The 24,803-nt window shown below is 36.9% G+C and carries 13 protein-coding genes, 2 tRNA genes and 2 rRNA genes (1 of these 17 only partly in view); 8 read left to right on the plus strand and 9 right to left on the minus strand.

The features are described 5' to 3' along the window. A 23S ribosomal RNA gene (locus GQ45_RS07605) occupies positions 1–1,436 on the minus strand (it extends 1,402 nt beyond the left edge of the window). A gap of 141 nt (positions 1,437–1,577) precedes the next feature. On the opposite strand from GQ45_RS07605, the gene GQ45_RS18305 reads away from it, so the two are divergent. Further along, positions 1,578–1,703 carry a hypothetical protein gene (locus GQ45_RS18305; protein WP_255352028.1) on the plus strand — a complete coding sequence of 42 codons (126 nt, stop codon included), beginning with the start codon at positions 1,578–1,580 and terminating at the stop codon, positions 1,701–1,703. Here GQ45_RS18305 and GQ45_RS07610 read toward each other — a convergent pair. The 4 genes from GQ45_RS07610 to GQ45_RS07625 form a co-directional block, all read right to left on the minus strand. Continuing rightward, positions 1,677–1,750 (minus strand) — tRNA-Ala (locus tag GQ45_RS07610). The two genes, GQ45_RS18305 and GQ45_RS07610, sit on opposite strands and share 27 nt — an antisense overlap. A gap of 187 nt (positions 1,751–1,937) precedes the next feature. Further along, positions 1,938–2,011: transfer RNA gene (locus tag GQ45_RS07615), tRNA-Ile, on the minus strand. Between the two features lie 143 nt (positions 2,012–2,154). Continuing rightward, positions 2,155–3,673 (minus strand): 16S ribosomal RNA (locus GQ45_RS07620). Together the 16S and 23S rRNA genes with 2 tRNA genes alongside form the textbook arrangement of a ribosomal RNA operon. A gap of 429 nt (positions 3,674–4,102) precedes the next feature. Next, entirely contained in the window at positions 4,103–6,094 is a 1,992-nt protein-coding gene (locus GQ45_RS07625; RefSeq protein WP_047416444.1) for a putative porin, read from the minus strand. 179 nt (positions 6,095–6,273) lie between these two features. Here GQ45_RS07625 and GQ45_RS07630 point away from each other — a divergent pair, with 179 nt between their 5' ends. Then, positions 6,274–10,539: a thrombospondin type 3 repeat-containing protein gene (locus GQ45_RS07630; protein ID WP_047416446.1), complete on the plus strand. Its 4,266-nt coding sequence runs from the start codon at positions 6,274–6,276 to the stop codon at positions 10,537–10,539. 1 nt (position 10,540) lies between these two features. Then, positions 10,541–11,245 (plus strand): hypothetical protein, encoded by a 705-nt coding sequence (locus GQ45_RS07635; RefSeq protein WP_047416448.1) that lies wholly within the window; start codon positions 10,541–10,543, stop codon positions 11,243–11,245. 641 nt (positions 11,246–11,886) lie between these two features. On the opposite strand, the gene GQ45_RS07640 is transcribed toward GQ45_RS07635, so the two are convergent. Both GQ45_RS07640 and GQ45_RS07645 read right to left on the minus strand, forming a co-directional pair. Further along, the gene (locus GQ45_RS07640; protein ID WP_047416450.1) at positions 11,887–13,398 is read right to left on the minus strand and encodes a RagB/SusD family nutrient uptake outer membrane protein; all 1,512 of its coding nucleotides are present in this window, start codon (positions 13,396–13,398) and stop codon (positions 11,887–11,889) included. 5 nt (positions 13,399–13,403) lie between these two features. After that, positions 13,404–16,658 carry a SusC/RagA family TonB-linked outer membrane protein gene (locus GQ45_RS07645; protein WP_047416452.1) on the minus strand — a complete coding sequence of 1,085 codons (3,255 nt, stop codon included), beginning with the start codon at positions 16,656–16,658 and terminating at the stop codon, positions 13,404–13,406. A gap of 334 nt (positions 16,659–16,992) precedes the next feature. On the opposite strand from GQ45_RS07645, the gene GQ45_RS07650 reads away from it, so the two are divergent. The 4 genes from GQ45_RS07650 to GQ45_RS07665 all read left to right on the plus strand — a co-directional run bounded on the left by GQ45_RS07650 (position 16,993) and on the right by GQ45_RS07665 (position 21,553). Next, positions 16,993–17,607: a ribonuclease HII gene (locus GQ45_RS07650; RefSeq protein ID WP_047416454.1), complete on the plus strand. Its 615-nt coding sequence runs from the start codon at positions 16,993–16,995 to the stop codon at positions 17,605–17,607. A 73-nt stretch (positions 17,608–17,680) separates the two neighbouring features. Beyond that, on the plus strand, positions 17,681–20,134 hold the full coding sequence (locus GQ45_RS07655; protein ID WP_047420172.1) for a hypothetical protein: 2,454 nt from the start codon (positions 17,681–17,683) through the stop codon (positions 20,132–20,134). A gap of 103 nt (positions 20,135–20,237) precedes the next feature. Next, complete coding sequence (locus tag GQ45_RS07660) at positions 20,238–20,933, plus strand: hypothetical protein (RefSeq protein ID WP_047416456.1); 696 nt, start codon at positions 20,238–20,240, stop codon at positions 20,931–20,933. A 98-nt stretch (positions 20,934–21,031) separates the two neighbouring features. Further along, positions 21,032–21,553 carry a hypothetical protein gene (locus GQ45_RS07665; protein WP_047416459.1) on the plus strand — a complete coding sequence of 174 codons (522 nt, stop codon included), beginning with the start codon at positions 21,032–21,034 and terminating at the stop codon, positions 21,551–21,553. 8 nt (positions 21,554–21,561) lie between these two features. Here the strand turns inward: GQ45_RS07665 and lipB are convergent, their stop codons facing one another. Beyond that, positions 21,562–22,260, minus strand: a complete 699-nt coding sequence (gene lipB / locus GQ45_RS07670) for a lipoyl(octanoyl) transferase LipB (protein WP_047416462.1) — start codon at positions 22,258–22,260, stop codon at positions 21,562–21,564. 211 nt (positions 22,261–22,471) lie between these two features. Then, the gene (locus GQ45_RS17800; RefSeq protein WP_081980903.1) at positions 22,472–22,630 is read right to left on the minus strand and encodes a YqaE/Pmp3 family membrane protein; all 159 of its coding nucleotides are present in this window, start codon (positions 22,628–22,630) and stop codon (positions 22,472–22,474) included. 156 nt (positions 22,631–22,786) lie between these two features. Between GQ45_RS17800 and lysS the strand changes: the two genes are divergently transcribed. Beyond that, on the plus strand, positions 22,787–24,478 hold the full coding sequence (gene lysS, locus GQ45_RS07675; protein ID WP_047416463.1) for a lysine--tRNA ligase: 1,692 nt from the start codon (positions 22,787–22,789) through the stop codon (positions 24,476–24,478). The last annotated feature ends 325 nt before the right edge of the window (positions 24,479–24,803 follow it).

Here is a 24,803-nt window from a genome sequence, read left to right on the forward strand (position 1 = left end):
GCAGGTAGCAGAATATTAACTGCTTGTCCATCCACTACCCCTTTCGGGTTCGCGTTAGGTCCCGACTGACCCCCAGCTGATTAGCATAGCTGGGGAAACCTTGGTCTTTCGGCGTGCGGGTTTCTCGCCCGCATTATCGTTACTTATGCCTACATTTTCGTTTCTATGCGTTCCAGCAAACCTTACAGTTCACCTTCAACACACATAGAATGCTCCCCTACCCCTTTGTACCGTGTACAAAAGCCATAGCTTCGGTGGTATACTTATGCCCGATTATTATCCATGCGGAATCGCTCGACCAGTGAGCTGTTACGCACTCTTTAAATGAATGGCTGCTTCCAAGCCAACATCCTGGCTGTCAATGCAATTCCACCGCGTTATATCAACTTAGTATACACTTGGGGACCTTAGCTGATGGTCCGGGTTCTTTCCCTCTCGGACATGGACCTTAGCACCCATGCCCTCACTGCTGCAAAACATTTTATAGCATTCGGAGTTTGTCAGGAATTGGTAGGCGGTGAAGCCCCCGCATCCAATCAGTAGCTCTACCTCTATAAAACTATTGCAACGCTGCACCTAAATGCATTTCGGGGAGTACGAGCTATTTCCGAGTTTGATTGGCCTTTCACCCCTACCCACAGGTCATCCCAAGACTTTTCAACGTCAACGGGTTCGGTCCTCCACTTTGGGTTAACAAAGCTTCAACCTGCCCATGGGTAGATCACACGGTTTCGCGTCTACTACTACTAACTATGGTCGCCCTATTCAGACTCGCTTTCGCTACGGCTCCGATTCTTAAAATCTTAACCTTGCTAGTAAAAGTAACTCGTAGGCTCATTATGCAAAAGGCACGCCGTCACAGATTGCTCCGCTCCGACCGCTTGTAAGCGTATGGTTTCAGGATCTTTTTCACTCCGTTATTCACGGTTCTTTTCACCTTTCCCTCACGGTACTGGTTCACTATCGGTCTCTCAGGAGTATTTAGCCTTACCGGATGGTCCCGGCAAATTCATACAAGGTTTCACGTGCCCCGCACTACTCAGGATACCACTATCAATAACGTCCTTTACTTATACCGGGCTATCACCGTCTTTGGCCCCTCTTTCCAAAGGGTTCTAATTCATCGCGCATCAAATGTCGTGGTCCTACAACCCCAATATTGCCGAAACAATATTGGTTTGGGCTAATCCGCGTTCGCTCGCCACTACTAACGGAATCACTTTTGTTTTCTCCTCCTCCGGCTACTTAGATGTTTCAGTTCACCGGGTTTGCTTCTCTTTCAAGATACTATACCTTCAATATAGTGGGTTGCCCCATTCGGATATCCGCGGATCACAAGTTGTGTGCACCTCCCCGCAGCTTTTCGCAGCTTATCACGTCCTTCTTCGCCTCTGAGAGCCTAGGCATCCCCCATACGCCCTTTTCTAGCTTGTCACTAGTCCTTTATTCTAATTTATTAAAAAATACTTCAGTATAAATACTGAAGCATCTCTATCGTACTTTACTCTAATTTATTTTTTGTGTTTCTTTGTGTTTACTATATCCCTGAAGATAATAGTAAATCACTTTGTCCCAATATGTCAATGAACATCGCGAGTCGCGATAGACAATTATACCATCTATACGCTCACATGCAATACGCCAGAGATAAATTAATATCTCCGGGCATTGCCCGGTGGAGAATATCGGAGTCGAACCGATGACCTCCTGCGTGCAAGGCAGGCGCTCTAGCCAGCTGAGCTAATCCCCCAATTACTAGTCGTTAGTAATTAGTAGTTAGTAGTTAGTACAACTACCACTCAACTTCTAGAATTTCCTTTCAATAATTTTTACTCTAAGAACGTTTATTCGCCATATGCTTTACGCTATATGCAATACGCTGTTTTAGCCTATCGCTTAAAGCTTACTGCCTAAAGCATCGAGCTTTGCTCGATTTGTAGTCTCAGGCAGACTCGAACTGCCGACCTCTACATTATCAGTGTAGCGCTCTAACCAGCTGAGCTATGAGACTCTCACTCTTGAACCCTTTAACAGATCCTCTCAATAACTTATATAACATACTAATAAGACAGCGATAAAATTAAAGTAAACAATAACTCAAAAATACAAGGGCTAGATTCTTCTAGAATTCATCTATAGGATGCTTTTCTCTAGAAAGGAGGTGTTCCAGCCGCACCTTCCGGTACGGCTACCTTGTTACGACTTAGCCCTAGTTACCGATTTTGCCCTAGGCCGCTCCTTACGGTGACGGACTTCAGGCACCCCCGGCTTCCATGGCTTGACGGGCGGTGTGTACAAGGCCCGGGAACGTATTCACCGGATCATGGCTGATATCCGATTACTAGCGATTCCAGCTTCACGGGGTCGAGTTGCAGACCCCGATCCGAACTGTGACCGGTTTTATAGATTCGCTCTGCTTTACAACATGGCTGCTCTCTGTACCGGCCATTGTAGCACGTGTGTGGCCCAGGACGTAAGGGCCGTGATGATTTGACGTCATCCCCACCTTCCTCACGGTTTGCACCGGCAGTCTCGCTAGAGTCCCCATCATTACATGCTGGCAACTAACGACAGGGGTTGCGCTCGTTATAGGACTTAACCTGACACCTCACGGCACGAGCTGACGACAACCATGCAGCACCTTGTAAATTGCCCGAAGGAAAGTCTATCTCTAAACCTGTCAATCTACATTTAAGCCCTGGTAAGGTTCCTCGCGTATCATCGAATTAAACCACATGCTCCACCGCTTGTGCGGGCCCCCGTCAATTCCTTTGAGTTTCATTCTTGCGAACGTACTCCCCAGGTGGGATACTTATCACTTTCGCTTGGCCGCTCAGTCCGAAAACCGAACAGCTAGTATCCATCGTTTACGGCGTGGACTACCAGGGTATCTAATCCTGTTCGCTACCCACGCTTTCGTCCATCAGCGTCAGTGTATAGTTAGTGACCTGCCTTCGCAATCGGTATTCTATGTAATATCTATGCATTTCACCGCTACACTACATATTCTAGCCACTTCACTATAACTCAAGACCGCCAGTATCAAAGGCAGTGCATACGGTTGAGCCGCAGCATTTCACCTCTGACTTAACAGCCCGCCTACGGACCCTTTAAACCCAATAATTCCGGATAACGCTCGGACCCTCCGTATTACCGCGGCTGCTGGCACGGAGTTAGCCGGTCCTTATTCTTACAGTACCGTCATCAGAGTACACGTACTCCTTATTCTTCCTGTATAAAAGCAGTTTACAACCCATAGGGCAGTCTTCCTGCACGCGGCATGGCTGGATCAGGCTTGCGCCCATTGTCCAATATTCCTCACTGCTGCCTCCCGTAGGAGTCTGGTCCGTGTCTCAGTACCAGTGTGGGGGATCTCCCTCTCAGGACCCCTACCCATCGAAGTCTTGGTAAGCCGTTACCTTACCAACTAACTAATGGGACGCATGCTCATCTCTTACCGTAACCTTTAATATCAAACCGATGCCGACTCAATATAATATAGGGCATTAATCCAAATTTCTCTGGGCTATTCCCTAGTAAGAGGTAGATTGCATACGCGTTGCGCACCCGTGCGCCGGTCGTCAGCGGAGCAAGCTCCCTGTTACCCCTCGACTTGCATGTGTTAGGCCTGCCGCTAGCGTTCATCCTGAGCCAGGATCAAACTCTTCATCGTTGTTTTGTAAATATTATTCACATCACTAAAAATAAATTATCCGAACCTAACCCTTATGTATTCTTTAAGCTATTTTGTTAAATTCAATTCTTTATCCAATTATCGTTTCCAATAATTGAACGCTGTCTTACAATATGTCAATGAACCTTTTTATCTCTCTTTTAAGACCCTAAAAGTCTTATCACCTACATCCCTTTCATTCTCTCTGTCTCCGTAAGCGGGTGCAAATATACACCCTCTTTTTAATCCCGCAAATGTTTTTTTAATTCTTTTTTGAAATAATTACTACAATCAAAACAAAACCCTTAGAAACAACACGTTACAAGCAATGAAAAAATAAAAAAAATTGTGTTTGTTTAATTTTGCCTTCTTTTATAGACGAAAACCCTCTTTAACAAAAATAGAATTCGGTAACAATACATCGTATTTCTAAGAAAAGAAATTCCAAACTACACCAAAACGCACTATAAAGTCACGATAGGGATACTCCGGAGCTGAATAATAATTAGGTTCAGAAAAAGAAGAATTAAAATGCTCGGCCTTTAAATAAATCCGCGTTTGCTGCACTTTTGCGTTTACAAAGAAGTCTAGCATAGGAAAGCCTCCTAATTTTTGATCATTTTGAATATAAAACTCTCCAAGCAAGGGGCTGTATGCATTCATGGTATAGGATGTAAAATATTTAAAGCTTACCCCTGTTTGCAGAAACATCGCTTTTTTAAATATCTCTTTAGAAAAATACAAGGTATTTCTAGTTGTAAATTCAGGAATGTTCAGGATGTTGTTTGATTGAGATACAGTTTGGTACATTAAGGTATTTTGCAATGCAAAAGACTTGTACTTAAATTCTTTTTGATATTTTACTTTTAGATAATTGATACTACTCGTTTCTTGGAAAGGTTTAATATACTTGTTTTCACTCTCGCCCGCTAACAGCTCTTGTAAAGGATCTACAGCAAAGTAAGGCTGATTATCCAATCTTGTGAATTTAGCAGTTGCTTGTCCAAAAAGTTTTGAATTCAAGTTAAACTCGATGCTATTTGTTTTTACCTTCTCAAAAGTCTCTGAAGTATTCCAATTATAGTTTTCATAATCACTCTGATACAGTAGAAAATTAAAATCAGGCATTTTGGTAGACGAAAAAATAGCTGCCGAAAGTCCTAATTTATCATTTAATTGATACCCTGCGGATGCATTAAACAAACTACCACTTAGGGTACCCGATAGATTGTATGACATATTCCCTCTTAATTGAAAACCCCCTATCTTTTTTTCATAATCGGCTCCTAGCGCAATGTCTTCGCCCTTTAATTGATTTGGTATGCGCTGGGTATCTGTTATTAGCAAACTATTGAAGTAATAATTATAATTATAAATATTGATTGACCCTTTTAACCTACCTAAAATGCTATTGTAAAATTCAGCATTTAACTCATTATATAAGGTTTTGAGATGTGCTTTATCCGCTATTTCAGAAGTACTAAAGGCATCACCAAAAAAATTATTTGGTGTTGTTTGATTAAATTGATAAAATTTTGTTTCGTAATTGAACAAATGTCCAATAGAGAGGGAGGTTTTTTCAATGCTGCTTGAATCTTTTTCTTTTCGTAGGAGCTTATATTGATGCTGAAAAAAATAGCGTTTCCCTAGAATTTTATTCGTCGCATCGGTTAAATTAACATCTAATCTTGAACGATCCTGAAAATCAGCATCCCCAGATTCAAATTGCGTTTTATCGGACAATCCACCGTTTTCTTGATCTACCAAGTCTTGTGCCGCAATATGCATTCTTAATGAATACCTGTTATTTAGTGTTTCATAATTTGCTGTGGTTACAAAATTACCCGATTCCGATTGAGACCATCTGTACTTTCCTAAAGATCTAAATCCTTTATAAGCTATAGAATAATTGAAGCGCTTGGACAGGTTAAACGTGAGTAAAATATCTAGAAGCTGACCTTCGGTCATTGTGGTTTTAAACATAGCTTCGGTCATAGGCGTTGGAACATCGTAATAATTGACAGCCTCAAGTTCCAAATAATTAAAATGCCTTGCCGTGGCTCCTATTTTCGGGTAAAAGAAACTACTTTCAAAATTTAAACCCAAACTAGTGTAGGGCCTACCCATATTGGAGAAAGGCAGCAGTTCAAAATCGTCTTTTCTAAGGTAGTTGTATGTATACTCTTTTTGTAGGGTTAAGGTGGTATCGATATGCGTAGTATCTCTTTTAAAAGAAATAATTTTATAGCTAGTTATAGGCATCTTATCGCTCTCAAGAACCTTATTAACCTCTTGGCTTTCCGAAAAATCTTTATTCATTACACCCAAAGAATCTGCGCTTTGTGACTTCGAAATCTGATCTTCTTGTCCAAAAAAGAAATTAATACTTAGAAAAACAACTATTAGAATTATATATTTCATCAATTACTACTTACAAAAACAAAGGTAATTTTTTTGTCCTTAACAAAAAGTGAAAGTTTAACTAATTGAAATGGATAATGACCTCTTAAAGTAAATGCTACTGGCTTACCCTAAAACCTACAGCACAAAAAAGGTGTTTTTTATTTTTTTTTCAGGATATTTACAAAAAAAACTAAACTATGTTAAGAAAATTACTTCTAGTATGTTTCTTAGTTTCTTCATGGTCACAAGCGCAATTTAATGAAGATGCGCCTTGGATGATAGGAATTGAGAAATCTAAGAATATAACATCAAAAAACGCTAGCTTAAGTTTAGACGAGCTTTCGAAAGCATTTAATGAATACTGGATTGATAAAGATTATACCACAAAAGGAAGCGGATACAAACCCTTTAAAAGATGGGAGAATTACTGGTCGTACCAAGTGAATTCGGAGGGCATCATACCATCTTCTCGAGAATTATGGCAAACCTGGAAAAATAAATCTCAAAGCACTGCTAGAGTAAATCCAGTAAGTAATTGGACATCACTTACCACATCAAAACACGGTATATTTCCTGGAAGACTCCCTGGACAAGGAAGAGTAAATGCTGTCGCTGTTGACCCTAACAATGCCAATATTTGGTATGCTGGCGCTCCCGCTGGTGGTATCTGGAAGTCTGTAGATGCTGGAACCTCTTGGGTTAATTTATTCGACAATTTTTTACAAATAGGGGTCTCTGGAATCGCTATTGACCCGAACAACTCGAACATTATCTATATCGCTACGGGTGATGATGATGCCGCAGATTCCTATAGTATCGGCGTTTACAAATCATTTGACGGAGGAGCCACATGGAATGAAACAGGACTCAACCCCTCTAATACCTCTATTAACTTTTTAGCGAATGAGATCGTCATCGACCCTAACAACTCTAATATCCTTTGGCTAGGAACCAACAATGGATTAATGAAATCTACCGATGCTGGCGTTACCTGGGAGGTAAAGCAAGCTGGAAATATAAAAGATTTTAAGTTAAAGCCCAATGACAGCAATACCATTTATGCCGTTTCATCCAGAAACTATTTCAAGTCTGTTGACGGCAATACCTTTACTGAAATTACCAGCACGCTACCCTCTGCTTCTGGACGTCTTGTTTTAGGTACTTCAGCAGCTAATCCCGAAGTTGTGTACATCCTAAGCGCAGACGTAAGCACAAATGATTATGCTTTTCAAGGATTATATAAATCTGTTGATAGCGGTGTAACTTTTGTTAAAACAGCAAGTACCGCCGAAATATTAGAATCTAATCAGGCTTGGTTTGATTTAGCTTTAGAGGTGTCACCAGTTAATGCTGATGAACTTTATGTAGGTTGTTTAAACATTTGGAAAAGCACCAATGGAGGAAATACATTTTCCAGAAAAAATAGCTGGTTTACCAACAATGAGGCGTATACCCATGCTGATATACATACCATTAAATTTTTTGGTACCAAATTATTTACGGGGACTGACGGTGGGTTCTATGTTTCTGAAGACGGTGCCACTAGTTTTACCGACAAAACAGCAAATATGGGGATAAGTCAGTTTTACAGAATATCTGTTACTGAAAAAAATTCGAATAAAATTATTGGTGGACTCCAAGATAATGGAGGACAAGTATTTGGTAGTAGTCAGTGGAACAATTATCATGGCGGTGATGGTATGGATAATGTTATCGATCCAAATAATGACAATCTCCTCTACGGTTTTACCCAAAATGGAGGATCCTTAAATATTTCTACTAATTCTGGCCAGACCATAGGACAAATTGGACCACCAAAAAAAGCAGATGGCACAAACATTTCTGGCAATTGGATTACACCGCTCGCCATTAGCAATACGGGTGCTGTATATGCCGGTTATGATGCGGTTTATAAATTAGTGGGCAGTGCTTGGGAGAAAATATCCGGACCTATTGGTTTCGGAAATATAACCGACCTTGAAATAGACCCAAATAATGCCGAAACCCTTTATGTTATTCAAGGCAGTAGCATTTATAAAAGTATTGATGAGGGAGTCACCTTTAATTTAGTGACTAGGTTAGAGACTCAAATATCAGATTTAGCAATAAATAGAACTGATGGCGCAATACTATATGTTACAACCTCTAATAGAGTGGGCATATCTCAAAGCAATCAACCAAGCCCTGCGAGCAGGGGTGTTTTTAAAATAACAACTCGTGATGGTGTTACTACCTCAGAAAATATTACCTATAATTTACCGCCTGATCAAGCTTTTTTCTCAATTGCACATCAAGGAAGACATATTGATAATCCTATTTTTGTGGGAACAAGTTTAGGGGTGTATCGATTAGACGATACAGAAACCGAGTGGGAAGATTATTTTACTAATTTGCCTAGTGTCGCCGTTGGAGATATTGAAATAAGCTTAGGAGATGCCATGATTACTGCTGCGACCTACGGAAGAGGTATTTGGCAGTCGCCAATACCTCTTAAAACACCTAATGACGATGTTGAAATATTGTCTGCGACACCTGAAAACAATAGCGTTATTTGTGGTGAAATATCTCCGGAAATAAGCGTAAAAAATGCAGGTATCAATACCATTACGGTTATTACCATCACTTATGCTATAAACGACAACACTCCGGAAGTTTTTACTTGGAATGGAAGTTTGGCAAGCAACCAAACTCAAGCTATAACACTACCCAATTTAGTATCTAATATATACGGAGAGGCTACGCTAAATATTGAGGTAGCTGTTGACAACGACACTTTTAGTGATAATAACAGCATTAGCAAAGAATTTTTTAGTAACAGATTCGGAAACGGAGGTGATATTAATACTTTTGATACACCAGAAAATACAATGATTGCTTACACTGAAAATAGCAATCAAATTGTGTGGGAAAAAGGCATTCCTAGTGGTACGCTATTAAATAAAGCAAGTTCTGGTCAAGAAGTATATGCCACCAATTTAGATGGCAATCACCAAGATAAAGTAAAAGCTATACTTTTAAGTAAGTGCTATGAACTGTCATCTATTATTGCTCCTGTACTTAAGTTTAATATGGCTTACGATTTGGAAGAAAATTGGGATGTTGTGTATGTTGAATATTCCGTTGATTCTGGAACTTCGTGGAGTGTTTTGGGCACTATCAATAGCCAACCTAATTGGTATACGAGCAATAGAACCAATGCCATTTCTGGGATCGATAATGATTGTCAAAACTGCCCAGGGGCACAATGGACTGGTACTTCAACAGAATTAGCGACCTATGCTTATGATTTTAATGCCAATGCTCTGCTGGGAGAAACAAATTTAACCAATGAATCTAATATCATATTTAGAATTATTTTCGAAGCGGACGATGCTGTCAACCAAGAAGGCGTAGTGATTGATGATTTCCAGGTAGAAGGCTTTCAAGACGACGACGATGATGATAATGATGGTGTTTTAGACATAGACGATAACTGCCCAAGTACCAGCAACTCAAATCAATTGGATAGCGATAATGACGGTATTGGCGATGTCTGTGATCCTGATGATGATAATGATGGTGTCTTAGATACTGAAGATAATTGCCCTTTAGTTGCGAATGCTGACCAAGCAGATGCTGACCAAGATGGTATTGGCGATATTTGTGATACAGATGCCGATAATGATGGCGTTCCAAACGATATAGATCAATGTCCTTCAACAACTGCAAATGCTGTTGTAAATATTGATGGATGTGAAATATTCTCTTTACCTGCAACTAATTTCAGAATCAAAACCGTGGGTGAATCGTGTATTTCTAGCAATAATGGCCGTGTCACTATTGATGCAAATGAAGCTTTAAACTATTTGGCTGTTTTAACAGGAAACGCCATTAACGCAAACGCTAGTTTTACCTCAAACACCAGCTTTGAAAATCTTCCGGCAGGAAATTATACACTTTGTATTACGGTTGAAAATGAACCTGATTACGAAAATTGTGTTGCTATTTCGATCACCGAACCCGAAGCATTGAGGGTTGGCTCTAGAATAAGCTCGCTGAACAAAGAAGTTGTTTTAAACCTTGAAGGAGGTAAAATGTACATTATCAACTTAAACGGAATAGAATATAGAACCAGTGATAATGAAATAACCCTGCCCCTATTAAATATAGAAAACAAATTAACCATCAAAACCGATGTGGAATGCCAAGGGATTTACGAGGAAAATATTATTCTCGGAACCCAGGTGTACATTTATCCAAATCCGATTGAAGGAGGGGAACTCACCATACTCGTAGGCGATTCTAGTCAAGATTCGGCGACCATAAGTTTATTTAGCATCAATGGCACGCAACAATTCTCTAAAAAATATCCTGTGCAAAACGGTAAAGCTTTCTTTAATGTAGACAACTTACCGCAAGGAATATATTTACTCAATGTAAAATCTGGCGGACAACTCTCTTCCTATAAAATAATAAGAAAATAATATGAAAACCTTATATAACACATTACTACTACTAATTTTTATACTAATCACCTCTTGTGGTGGCTCAGGAGGTGACGACCCCAATGAGGCCACTCCTGTACCAAACCCATCAGTGGCTACCTTATTATTCCCTGAAGACAAGAAAGAGTGTACAGAAGGGATCGTTGTAAATGAAACCCAAAGTACTGTGAATTTTCAATGGACGGCCTCTGAAAATACCGATAGTTATGAGGTTAAACTTACCAACTTAAATACCAATACTTCTTCAACAAGCACCTCAAATACCAACGAAAAAACAATTAGCTTGCAAAGAGGCACACCTTATGAATGGTTTGTAATATCAAAAGCCAGTGGCACTAACGAAACTGCTACGAGCGCCAAATTTCGTTTTTATAACCAAGGTGCTGGTGTAGAAAATTACGCTCCTTTTCCGGCAGAAGCCATAAATCCTAAACGGGGAAGCACTATAGAAACAGGAACGACAGTTACCTTGCAGTGGTCCGGAGCAGACGTTGATAATGATATTGAAAGTTACGAGGTGTTCTTTGGAACAGAAACCGAGCCTACTACCTCTTTGGGAACGCTCACTACCAATACAGTTAATGCAACTATTTCTAGTAATCTCGTGTATTATTGGCAGGTAGTCACTACTGATCAAAAGCAAAATAAATCAAGATCTGAAGTTTTTCAATTTAAGGTTCAATAACTATTTTTTAGATACTATACGCGAAGCTAAGTTTTTTTAAAAAGACAACTGAAAAGTTGTCTTTTTTTATGCATTGAACATCCCATTGCGCTGTATTTGAATGCCATTTAGTACTAACGAAATCCCTTAAGAGTAGGGCTTAGAGGATACTTCAATTGCCATTAGGGAAAAGCAACAACCCTATTGATCAGATCCCTAATTAGAGTTCAGCCCATTAAATCTCAGCTGTTCCATGTTCAAGCTTCTAACCCATATACTGCTTTTCTTGTAGCCTTATATGCCCACATAATGTACTTAAAGCTCAAATTGCTAATAGCTCAGCCATTTATTCTACTGTACCTAAGCAATTTAATCCACTTAATAATTTCATGAGGCATTTACGAGTTTAATTAGCTACGTTAAGATTATATACATTTTCAACCTTAGCGCTATCACATTTTAGTTAAGGTATAACTGCGCCAAGGGATAGTACTGTGCTAGTATAATACTCTTCATTGTAAAAGCCAATAGTACTCACATCTGCATCCAATTTTCAACATACTTTATAGTTCAAGAAGTTTTTATGACCTAAACCTTATATAAAAAAAAAACCACTCCAAAGGAGTGGTTTTTAAATAGTTAAAATCTTTAACTAACTAATACTAGTTTTGATCGCTAATGTTTGGGTTACCAATTATTTCTAATTGAGGAATCTCAAAAGTTAAACGCTCATCAGTATGGTTAAAAGACTGACCAGCAAAATCTAACCAGTTAGCACCTCTTGTTCTCGTTTCACGTCTTCTCTTCATAATAAAATACGATTGACCTTCACCCCAAAGCTCTAAACGAGCTTGTAATGCAGCTTCATTCGCTAAAGATCCATCAGGCAATGCATCGATATAAGACGTGTCATCCAATCTTAAATTTAATAATGCTTTTAAGCTTGTACGTGAACCTGCGAAATTTCCATTTTCTGCAGCAGCCTCGGCATGCAATAAATAAAACTCAGCAACTCTCATGTAGTGAGAATCAGAATCGATATTCGATTGAGGACCAGAGAAATTTCTGAATCCTTGAACTTCAGCACCTTTGTAATAAAATTTACCAGCTGGTCTTAAAGTTGAAGACCATTGAAATCTTCTAATATCATCTGCTCTAAAGTTACTATGTAAGGTTGCATCCATCCCTTTAGGGTTACCAACCGCCGCATAGCTGTAGCTATACTGGTCCATAAAGCCCCACCAAGAAAATAAAGAAGCTAGACCTTGACCTGCTGCGGTAATGTCTATTCCCCACATAATACCTCCAATACTGTTGATATCGTTAAAACCACCTACAGCACCAGACTCTCCTGGAAATAAAGCAACTTCATCCGCTGTCATAATTGGGTATCCTGCATCAACTACTTTTTTAGCATATATCTCAGTTTGCTCCCAGTTGTTTAAAGCACCGTATGTTTTGGCGATTAAACCTCTTACAACATCTTGGTTGATTTCAATTTTATCTTCTCTCTGAAATCCTTCTAACAAAATTTCAGCATCCAATAAATCATCAAGTGCAACATCAAATACCGCTTGTAAACTGCTTTTAGGCTGCTCAAGATCATTGGCACTCATATATATTGGTAAAACAGGCTTTGATAAGTCAGTAATATCATTGGCAAATACATGAGCTAAAAAGAAGTACGCATACCCTCTAAGCGCTTTCGCCTGACCAAGTGTATGTCTTCCATTTTCTGTCGCTGGAACAACATCATTACCACCTGCACCATCGATCACCAAGTTTGATAAATTAATAACTCTATACAAAAACCTCCATGGTCTGTAGTTGTTATTATTATCTGGATCTACAGTAGCCGTTAGTTCAGAAATATCCCTTTGACGGCTATAACTCTTTCCTAAATGAGCCATATCAGCCGATAAAATATCTAAGTTCATGTACTGCGAAGTAACACCAAAATCTTCTTGGGCAGTAGTACCACCACTACCTCTACGGTACAAGTTTTCATAAATACCTAACAAGGTAGCCTTAGCCACCGCAGGGTTTACTGTAGCGGCTTCAGTTACTTGTTCTTGTGATAATGTTGATGTTGGGAATACTTCTACGAAGTCTTCACTACATGAAATAAACGAGAGTAAAACCCCCACATATGCAATTTTTTTTATTGTTTTCATAATTATTATAAGTTTAAGTTAATACCTAATACAACAGTAGATAAAGGATTGTAAGAATAAATACTTGATCCACCTGTTATTGATGTTGATGGGTTAAAACCATCTCTTTTTGATAATAACCAAAGGTTATCACCAGTTAAAAAGAAATCTAAATTTTTAAGACCAATTTTTGTCACTACATCTTTCGGCAATGCATAGCCAAAGCGAACATTGTTTAGTGCTATAAAGTCAGCTTTTTCTAAAAATCTAGTTGAAAGCGCATTTTGTTGAATTTGCCCTCCTGCATCCTGTCTTGGGATATTTGTAATATCTCCAGGAGCTCTCCAACGATTTCTGATATCTGTGCTGAAGTTGTTTGTACCTGCAAAATCGTTATCCATTAAGTTAGCATAAGCAGCATCATAAGCCCAACCTCCTATTTGGTAGTTAAACAAAGTACTTACTGAAAAATTACCAATCACAGCATTTAATCTAAACGCACCACTAACATCAGGAATAGAAGTTTTATTCACAAATTTATCGGTAGCTTCAGCATATACTTCTGTAATATCTGTAACTATGTTTGCACCAGGGGTATCGTTAATGTATTGAGATAAAGATGTAATTACTACGTCTCCAGCTCCAAATTCACCATTACCATCGATGTCATCAAAACTACGCTCCCATTGAGCAGAACCGTTATCAGGATTAACACCAGCATATACAGGCATGTAACGATCGTATAAAGAACGACCTATTTCATAGGCAAAACTTCCGTTTAAAGATAATAATTGCTGTTCTCCAGTGGCTGGATCAATAGGTAGTGCTTTAAATTCGTTATCTAGCATGGCACCATTGACACCAAAATTTAATCTAAACTTATCATTCTGAATAAGTTTAAAATTTAAATCGAATTCAACACCTTGATTCATCAATTCACCATCGTTTACGGTAATCGAAGCATATCCTACAGAAGGACCAGCTTGTCTATCAAAGAACAAATCTGTTGTATTTTTTTGATAGAATTCAACCGTACCTTCTACGAAATTACCCAATTCAAATTCTGCACCAACATTAAATTGGTTTGAACTTTCCCAAGTAAGGTCAGGGTTACCTTTAAAAGCAAAGGCTAAAGAAATGTTGTCATTTAAGTTGTTCACAGAGTATCTGTTATAGCCTGGGTAAAAACCAATTCCTCCAGAATTACCTAACACACCATAACTACCTTTAAGTTTTAAGAAATTAACAAACTTTGAACTAGACAAGAAAGTTTCGCTACTCAAGATCCAAGCAGCACCTACAGAGTAAAAATTACCCCATTTGTTGTTTACGAATCTTGACGATGCATCTCTGTTGAAGGTTGCGTTTAAAAAGTATTTGTTTTTAAAGTCCATTGTAGCATTGGCAATGTAACTCTCTGTGGTTTCAAAATCGGTAAAACCGTCACTTGGTTGATTTACAACACCGTTGGCAATGTCAATTCCGAAAGGAGTTACCAAGTTAGTACGTTCTGCTTCTAAATAATTAAACTCATAAGAAGTTGCAACGTGAGAAACAAAGGCGTTAAGTTTAAAGTCTTCAAAAGTCTTGTTATACCTAAGACCTGTTCTGATGGTATAGTTCTTCGTTTCAGATCTAGATCTATTGATTCTACCATTATTACCCTGAGCTGGGCTATAAAATGGTTCATTTAAATCTATATCATCACTCATAAAGTACTGATACGCAAAGTTATTTTCAAAAGTTAAACCTTCATATAAGGTAGCTTTGAAATCGTTATTAAAGTTCACTGAATTATCTTTAGATCTACTAATGTTGATCTGAGAATCCGCAACTCCATTGGTAGCAAAACCAAAACCACGACCGTCTTCTATACCATAATCATATAAAAAACCACCATATATAGGATCTGGTATTTTAGCACCAGCTGCATCTCTTCTAAATAAAGGATAAATGGTTGGTAAGTTATCTACCCACCAAAACTGTGAAGAAGAAGATTCACCCGTACCATTATTATTTGTTTCACTTTGCGTGTAGTTCAAAGAGGTATTCATGGTAATGAATTCTCCAAATTGATTGATACCCGCAACACGCGCATTTAATCTTTGGTAATCTGTATTCGAAGCATATCCTACATCATCAATAAAACCAAATGAAGTATAAATAGACGAATTTTCAAAAGAATTCGATGCAGAAACATTCGCTTCTAATCTGTTAGAGCTTTGGAAGGCAAAATCGCCCCATTGTTCTGGATTATATCTTCTAGTTACTCCCGGTCTAACCGTAGCGGTAGCTGGATCAATTAATTCAGAAACGCCTATAGCACCAGAATCAGAAGTATTCCACATGTTGTAAATTGGCGAAATATCAGATACATCGGCGTTTGTAGGGCTTTCAAATAAGTTATTATTTGCATAAGCAATAGCCGCTGCATTATCGCCAGGATTGGCTATCAAACCTCTTTGATAAACACCTTCCCAAGCAATTCCAATATATTCTTCAGGAGATCTAATGGTTTCATATCTGCCAAGACCTTGAAAGTTAGTACCCGTTTTCACAGAAACATTTAATTGGTCTTCAGCACCCTTACCACCTCTTTTAGTAGTAATTACAATTACACCATTAGCACCTCTTGCACCATATAATGATGTTGCAGAAGCATCTTTAAGTACCGTAACCGATGCAATATCGTTAGGGTTCACATCATTTAAACTACCTTCGAAAGGTGCATCATCAACAATATACAATGGAGCATTACTTCCATTTACAGAACCAAAACCTCTGATTCGAATCGTTGAAACACTTCCTGGTTGTCCAGATGTGTTAAATACATTTACACCAGCAGCTTCACCTGCTAATGCCTGAGAAACGTTGGTGAAAGACTTATTAGAAATATTTTCACCAGCAACAACCTTAGCAGATCCTGCAAACGTTGTTTTAGATACATTACCAAAACCCGTAACAATTACTTCTTCTAAGGCTTGGGCATCTTCTTGAAGCGCCACATTAATGGTGTTCGAAGCACCAACCACCTTTTCTGTAGTTTTTTGTCCAATATAACTAAACCTAAGTTTAGCTCCTACTTGGGCATTGATAGTATAGTTACCATCAAAATCTGTTTGTGTACCTGTAGTTGTTCCTGCAATAACAACAGAAACACCAGGCAATGGCAATCCAGATTGATCAGTAACATTCCCTTTAATAGTCTTTTCTTGAGCAAAGGAAAAACTCATCAATAACGCCAGCAAAGGCGTTAAAATCCATGTTAATTTTGATTTCATTTAAGTATTTTTTGAATTAGTCAGCTACAAAAATGATAAAATTAAGTTAATAAACCAAAAAAATAAAGGGCTGGTATCGCTTATTTGTTAAAAAACAGCTCTAAATTGTGAAAAAATTAAGATTTACAGCCATCCAAAGTATTAACAGCAAATAGTTTAACACTTAAAAGTATATTACTCAATAAAAAAGTGAAAATTTATACGAAATCTTACAAATATCCCCGATTGTTTGCCAAGTCTTGAAAAAAAACTAGCGCTTTAACCCTCGTGTTTTTTATCATTTATTCAGCTAAGTTGTTAAATTTGAAAATAAATATAAATTAGTAAGCGTACTATGCTCAAAAAAACATTTTTCAATGCTACCGAAATAGGCACAGACGAAGCCGGACGTGGATGCCTCGCTGGACCGGTAACTGCCGCTGCAATAGTATTACCCGAAAATTTTGAGTATACCTTAATTAATGATTCTAAACTACTTTCACATCATAAGAGAGTTTTTTTAAAACCAATACTGGAAGCTTCGGCTTTAAATTTTGGCGTAGCACATATATGGAATGAGGAAATAGACAAGATGAATATATTGAATGCATCGATACTCGCCATGCATAAGGCTATTGATCAATTAAAAACAAGTTCAAAATTTATTATTGTCGATGGCAATAGGTTTAAACCCTATAAAGATTTTATTCATGAATGTATTATAAAAGGAGACAGCAAATTCTTGCGCATTGCCGCTGCATCTATTTTAGCAAAAACCCATAGAGATGAAGTCATGAATCATCTGCATGTAGAATTCCCTATGTATAACTGGAAACAAAATAAAGGATACCCCACTAAAGAACATAGAGATGCTATACGGAAATACGGTATTACTAAATACCACAGAAAGAGCTTTAGACTAGTACCAGAACAATTAACGCTTAACCTAACAGATTTGAAGCCTAAATAGGTAATTATTTATAAATTTGCTAAACGCTTTTTTAGTACCTATTCACATTCAAAAAAAAATAACGACTTCGCTAATGAAAAATATATATCTAGTTTTCCTTATTGTTCTATGTATAACGTGCAAAAAAAAGGAAGCTAAAACAGATTCATTACTGCACTACATTCCCAACAATGCGGCACTAGTTATTAAAATAAACGATTTTGAGGTTTTAAAAAGCGATTTAAAAAATAATAATTTTTTAAAAAATTTACAAAAAACTGAACATTACCCTAAACTGATCAGTAAAATAAAACCATTAGAAAGTCTTGACATCAAAAACAAGGCTATTGTATCTTTTGTAGAAGTCGGAAAAGAAAAATTCGAATTTTTACTCCAAACAAAATCCGATTCACTTCAGCTAGACCTCTCCACCATAAAAAACAAAAGCATAGAAGAGATTGGGTATGAAAACGCGACTTATACTAAAATCACCATAGATAGCACTAGCGTATTTAACTATACCAGAGCTTCAAACACCTTTACAAGCTCTTCACAACTACTCATAGAAAATTTAATTCGCTCCAAAGAAACCTCAAAAATTGAGGAAGGATTAGCTCAACTATTTGCTGCCTCTAGCAAAACTAAAGCAGCCGTTGTTTTTATACACACAAAATATGCTAATGGTATTTTAAATAGGTATCTAAACGAAAAAAAATCTGTGGTATTTTCAGATTTTTCGGAGTGGATTTCTCTGGATATCAACCTAGACCAAACACAACTTAATTTTAGCGGTATCAGTACCGCAAAAGCACCTACAAAATTTGTGAGTTTGTTTCAACAAATTGAACCGACTACAAACGCTACGCCAAGCTATGCGCCCTTAAATGCAAAGGCCATTCTTTCATTTACATTTGAGAACTTTGCTGACTTTTATAAAAATCAACAAGGCTTTTTAGAAACACTTTCTAAAAAGGATACCGTTTTTAATTCGGTTCATGAATTAGGCCTGGTGTACTTCGCTCAAAATAAAGTTGTTATACTTCAAAATTATGGTGCAGAAAACATTCTAAAATATCTGGAAGAAAAATCGAAAGAAACAGTCACATACCAAGGTAATGATATGGTGGCCTTAACCGATACAAATGTACTGAGCAGCTTTTCTTCGTTAATTTCAGGTTTTGAAACTAATTATTACACGATACTAGAAAATACATTTATCTTTTCTGAAGATATAGAATCACTTCAAAACTGCATCAGCAGTTTTAAAAATGAAGCTACTTTTGATAAATCTGAAACGTACAACAGCGTTAAAAATAGCATTGCAGACGAATCTAATATGTTATTGGTTGTTTCCCCTGAAGGGGTGGACAACTTTATGAAAGACCATTTTAAAAATGACATATTAAAGGACTTAAAGAATTTAGATCTCAAAGAACATACCCTAGTAGCGCAACTCGTGGCAGATCAAGGTTTTTATCATACGAGTCTTAGCTTTAAAAAGATAGCTTCAAAAACGGAGCTCAACATGACTGCGCCGCTATTTACAGTACGCTTGGATAGCGACATTGCCAATCAGGCTCAATTTGTTCGCAATCACCAAACGAATAAAAAAGAGATCGTGGTTCAAGATCAAGACAACTACCTCTACCTCATCGGGACTGACGGTAAGGTATTATGGAAAAAAGAGCTTGATGGTAAAATTTTAGGAAAGATAGCACAAGTAGATCTTTACAGAAATGGGCGCTTACAGTTAGCCTTTGCCACTGCAAATACTGTAACGATTTTAGATCGAAACGGTGACTTGGTTAAAGACTTTAATACCACGATAACAGGTGGTCCCATAAGCAGTTTTTCAGTTTTTGATTACGATAATACTAGAAATTATCGTTTTTTAATTGTTCAAGATCGAAAAATAACCATGCTAGACAATAGGGCTAAAAGAGTAGATGGCTTTAATTTTAAAGAAGCTAGCTCTAGAATAACGCAAGCGCCTAAACATTTTAGAATGAATACCAAAGATTATATTGTTTTTCCTGAAGAAAATGGCACCCTACGAATACTAAGTAGAACTGGTACCGATAGAATTTTAGTGAAGCAAAAAATAAACTTTTCACAAAATGAAATCTTTAACTACAACAATAAATTTTCTACAACAGACACCAAAGGCAACCTTTATCAAATAGACGAAAAAGGCACGATAACCCAAACAAATCTCAACCTCAATAAAGATCACGGATTACAAACTACCAGCACGGTATTAGCCACTATGAATGAAAACACCTTAAGCATAAAAGGCAAATCGGTTGAACTTGAACTTGGTGTGTACACAAAACCACAAATTTTTTATAGTGCCAATAAAATATATGTTAGTGTTACCGATATTCAAAATCAAAAGATTTATTTATTTGACAGTAAAGCAGAAGCCATAGCGAACTTTCCTATATATGGCACATCAGTCATAGATTTAGCCGATATGGATAATGATAAAAAGCTAGAATTGGTAGCAAAAGACTTAGAAAACTCATTAATTGTGTATAGGATAAACTAAGGATTATTCCATTTACACAAGAAAAGATTCTTTCCATACATATGAAAATATTTTTGTGGTCATAAGGTTTATTTTAGTGTCATAAACACTAATTCCATACCACATGAAAACTCAAACTATGCTAAGCCTCCTGCTTATTTTAGCCGTAAATTTTGCATCAGGGCAAGTACATTGCAGTAAATATTATCCCTTCGAGGAAGGCACAAGTTTTCAATATTCAATGTTCGATAAAAAGGGCAAACCCGATGGCACTTCGAACTACAAAGTAAATAGTGTCATAAATTCAGGTGGTGAGACTATAGCAGAAATGTCTGTAATTCTTCTCGATAAAAAAGGCAATGAAATTGTAACGTCTAATTACACTATAATATGCACTGATTCAGGAGTCAAAATAGATTTCCAATCTTTAATGCCAAGTCAAATGCTAGAGCAGTATAAAGAAATGGATGTTCAGGTAGATTTATCAGGCACTGATATTGAATTGCCTAATGATTTATCTGTTGGACAAGAACTACAAGAAGCTAATGTTACCATGAATGTTAAGATGGCAGGAATGAATATGAAAACTATGGTTAACATGATGAATAGAAAAGTAGAAAAAATAGAAACCATTACAACTCCTGCAGGATCATTTGAATGTTTTGTGATTTATAGTGAAAATGAATCGCAAATCATGGGTATAAAAAAAACTTTTCCTTCACGTTTATGGTTAGCCGAAGGGGTTGGTATGGTAAAACAAGAAAGCTATCAAAAAGATGGGGATCTTATAAGTGCTACAGAACTCACTAAATTTAAGTAATCCCCTAAGTTAAATAGTCTAAAAATAAACCTATAATTGTATTTTTTAATGTAAAAATATTTAAAAAAATAATTAAATTTAGTCACTAAAAATCAAGGATGCACTACTTTAATTTACTGTTCCATAAAGTACCTTTAATTTTACTGCTCATTAGCTGCCATACCAAAAGCAATCAAAATAATTCAGCTGATGTGCCCACTTCAAAAGAAAAAATAGCACTTAAATATGCTTTAAATGAAAATACCATTACCGTCAATGGAACAACTTTTAATGTCGTAAGCGATCCTTGTGTTACTCAAATTAATGATGACCATAGTTTAATGACTTTTAAAGCCAGCAATGATGACTTGGAGTATTCCTTGACTGTGGTTCTAGGAGTTTATAGCGATTCATTTAATAATGGAAATTACAGTACTAATTTAGGTGATACAGAGGAAGATTTTATGGTCATTACTTTTAAAACCGAAGATGGCACCTTCACAAATACTCAGAATAGTTTTGTAGCGTTTTCGAAAAACGGAAATGATGGAATCATCGTTGCAAACGATATTAGTCTTTCGGATACGTACGAAGCATTACCCAATATAGATGTAAGTTTTCATATACGTTGCACTTTATAGCTTTTAGCTTATATGAATTGAGCCTCAAAAAGATTTGCAAAATGTTTTAAAAGCTTCTCTTTCACCTCTTCAACATCTACTACTTTTTTACCTAATTCTACATTTAAAGAAGTAACTGCTTTACCTTTTATGCCACAAGGGATCATCAAATCAAAAAACCCTAAATCAGCATTTACATTTAAAGCAAACCCGTGCATGGTTACCCAACGGCTGGCCCGTACACCCATAGCGCAAATTTTACGAGCAAATGGTGTGCCTACATCCAACCAAACGCCAGTTTCTCCTTCTGAACGTTCGGTTTTTAGTCCATATTCAGCTAAGGTAAGTATCACAACCTCCTCTAAAAAGCGTAAATATTTATGAATATCAGTAAAAAAATTATCCAAGTCTAAAATAGGATAGCCCACAATTTGCCCTGGTCCGTGATAGGTAATATCGCCTCCCCTATTAATTTTATAAAAAGTAGCTCCCTTTTCAGCTAATTGCACTTCGTCAACCAGCAGGTTAGTGATGTCACCACTTTTTCCTAAAGTATATACATGAGGATGTTCTACAAATAGGAAATAATTAGCCGTTTCAAGGGCCAATTCCTCTCTTCTATTTTTGATTTTTGCATCAATAATAGTTTTAAAAAGCTGCTCTTGATAATCCCAAGTTTCTTTATAATCTTTTAAACCTAAATCTTTAAGTATAACTTCTTTACTCATCCCTGCAAAGATAAATAAAAATCAACTGTCAAAAGTAAACAATAGCAGTTGGCAGAAAGGCTTTAGGCATTAAGCTGTAGGCATTATGCCTTATAAATTAAAGGTTTTAGATTTAAATCTATAAATAATAAGTATAAAATATATCGGTAAAAATTATTAAAAAAATTGCGCTGCCAACTGCTACCGAGCACTGCTTACTAAAGAATAACTATTATTTATCGGGATTATTTAAAATTACCAAAGCAGCAATTACGCCTGGTACCCAACCACATAGCGTTAGTAAAAAAACAATGATTATAGAACCGCAACCTTTCCCGATGACCGCTAGTGGGGGAAATAAAATAGCTAAAATAACTCTCCAAATACTCATTTAGTTTGATTTTGATTGATGAATGTGACCATTTGACGTAAAATTACGGTAAATGTTACACAGCACATTTAAAACTGGTGTTTAAAAATTTTTACTTTTTTCAGACAAATGATTTCGCGCATTGTACCTATATTTGCAGCCTTAATAAAGTAAAAAATGCAACTTTCAGAACAAGAAGTCATCCGAAGAGAAAAACTTACCAAATTACGTGAAATTGGTATTAATCCTTATCCAGCAGCTTTATACCCTGTTGACACTACCTCTAAAACTATAAAAAATGCCTATCAAGAAGGTAAAAAGGTAGTTGTTGCAGGTAGATTAATGCGAAAAAAAATTCAAGGAAAAGCTTCTTTTGCAGAATTACAAGATAGCGAAGGTCGTGTTCAATTGTATTTTAACAGAGATGAAATTTGTCCAGAAGACGACCATTCTAAATACAACGATGTTTTTAAAAAACTACTTGATTTAGGGGATATTATTGGCGTTGAAGGTGAATTGTTTACGACACAGGTAGGCGAAAAAACGGTGCTTGTAAAAAACTTTACGATATTATGTAAAGCCTTACGACCACTACCTTTACCTAAAGTTGATCCAGACGGAAAAGTACACGACGAGTTTAATGATCCCGAATTACGCTACCGGCAACGTTATGTAGATTTAATTGTAAATCCACAGGTAAAAGAAACCTTCATTAAAAGAACAAAAATAACCAATAGTATTCGTCAGTTTTTTAATGATAGAGAATATCTAGAAGTTGAAACTCCTATTCTGCAACCCATTCCTGGAGGGGCAGCAGCTCGCCCATTTTTAACACACCACAATGCTTTAAACATCCCATTGTATTTGCGTATTGCCAATGAATTATACTTAAAACGTTTAATTGTGGGTGGTTTTGATGGCGTCTATGAATTCTCTAAAGATTTTAGAAATGAAGGAATGGACAGAACACATAATCCAGAATTTACGGTTATGGAATTATATGTTGCCTACAAAGACTACCATTGGATGATGGATATGACCGAACAACTTCTTGAAAAAGTAGCCATAGATGCCAATGGAAAATCTCAGGTTCAAGTTGGCAAGAACATGATAGAATTTAAAGCACCCTATCCTAGAATTCCAATTTTAGCCGCCATAAAAGAGCATACTGGCTATGATGTTGCTGGCAAAACAGATATTGAACTCAGAGAGATTGCGAAAAAATTAGGCTTAGAAGTTGACGACACTATGGGTGTAGGGAAACTTATTGATGAAATATTTGGTGAAAAGTGTGAGCACTTTTATGTGCAACCCACATTTATTACCGATTATCCAAAAGAAATGAGCCCCCTAACCAAAGAACATAGAGATAACCCTGAATTAACAGAACGTTTTGAGTTGATGGTCAATGGAAAAGAATTGGCGAATTGCTATTCTGAGCTTAATGACCCTATTGATCAAAGAGAACGATTTGAAGAGCAACTGCGCTTGTCTGCAAAAGGGGATGATGAAGCCATGTTTATTGATCAAGATTTTATCAGGGCTTTAGAATACGGTATGCCACCAACAAGTGGCATTGGTATTGGTATTGATCGTTTAGTGATGTTGATGACAAATAATTCTTCTATACAAGAAGTTTTATTCTTCCCACAGATGCGACCAGAGAAAAAGCAGGTTGAATTATCTGAAAATGAAAAAGTTATTTTTGACATCTTAAAGAAAGAAAAAGAAATGTCATTAAATGCCCTCAAAGAAGCTTCTGGCTTAAGCAATAAAGCATGGGACAAAAGCTTAAAAGCCATGAACAAAACTGGAGTTACTAAGGTAACAAAGACTGATAACGACTTAATAGTATCACTACAAGAATAAACTTTTAAATAAAAACACAAAAAGGAGAAAATACTTTTATTTTCTCCTTTTTGTGTATAAAATACGTACCTGTACTATTTTAAAAAATCAACAAAGCCTCTGAGTAACAGAAGCTTTGACTGGACTAACTCAAATAAAAGAATACTTCTACGCTTTTTTTATTGATTTTCAAATATACCATTATAGACAGTTCATTTCATAAAATATTACTTATTTTTTTAATTTTTAACATTTTATTTACATTAACTGCGTTAAAAGCTATTTTTATTTAACATTTTATTTTTGTGGTTGCATTTTTTAGGCACTCCATTAAGAAATACTTAAC

The organism is Cellulophaga sp. Hel_I_12 (genome assembly GCF_000799565.1).
In the GTDB taxonomy this organism is placed as follows: Bacteria; Bacteroidota; Bacteroidia; order Flavobacteriales; family Flavobacteriaceae; genus Cellulophaga.

Excerpts from the sequence above, each read along its gene's own strand:
- GQ45_RS18305 (WP_255352028.1), top strand. The coding sequence starts at position 1,578 with ATGTCAATGAACATCGCGAGTCGCGATAGACAATTATACCATCTATAC.
- GQ45_RS07625 (WP_047416444.1), bottom strand. The coding sequence starts at position 6,094 with ATGAAATATATAATTCTAATAGTTGTTTTTCTAAGTATTAATTTCTTT.
- GQ45_RS07630 (WP_047416446.1), top strand. The coding sequence starts at position 6,274 with ATGTTAAGAAAATTACTTCTAGTATGTTTCTTAGTTTCTTCATGGTCA.
- GQ45_RS07635 (WP_047416448.1), top strand. The coding sequence starts at position 10,541 with ATGAAAACCTTATATAACACATTACTACTACTAATTTTTATACTAATC.
- GQ45_RS07640 (WP_047416450.1), bottom strand. The coding sequence starts at position 13,398 with ATGAAAACAATAAAAAAAATTGCATATGTGGGGGTTTTACTCTCGTTT.
- GQ45_RS07645 (WP_047416452.1), bottom strand. The coding sequence starts at position 16,658 with ATGAAATCAAAATTAACATGGATTTTAACGCCTTTGCTGGCGTTATTG.
- GQ45_RS07650 (WP_047416454.1), top strand. The coding sequence starts at position 16,993 with ATGCTCAAAAAAACATTTTTCAATGCTACCGAAATAGGCACAGACGAA.
- GQ45_RS07655 (WP_047420172.1), top strand. The coding sequence starts at position 17,681 with ATGAAAAATATATATCTAGTTTTCCTTATTGTTCTATGTATAACGTGC.
- GQ45_RS07660 (WP_047416456.1), top strand. The coding sequence starts at position 20,238 with ATGAAAACTCAAACTATGCTAAGCCTCCTGCTTATTTTAGCCGTAAAT.
- GQ45_RS07665 (WP_047416459.1), top strand. The coding sequence starts at position 21,032 with ATGCACTACTTTAATTTACTGTTCCATAAAGTACCTTTAATTTTACTG.
- lipB (WP_047416462.1), bottom strand. The coding sequence starts at position 22,260 with ATGAGTAAAGAAGTTATACTTAAAGATTTAGGTTTAAAAGATTATAAA.
- GQ45_RS17800 (WP_081980903.1), bottom strand. The coding sequence starts at position 22,630 with ATGAGTATTTGGAGAGTTATTTTAGCTATTTTATTTCCCCCACTAGCG.
- lysS (WP_047416463.1), top strand. The coding sequence starts at position 22,787 with ATGCAACTTTCAGAACAAGAAGTCATCCGAAGAGAAAAACTTACCAAA.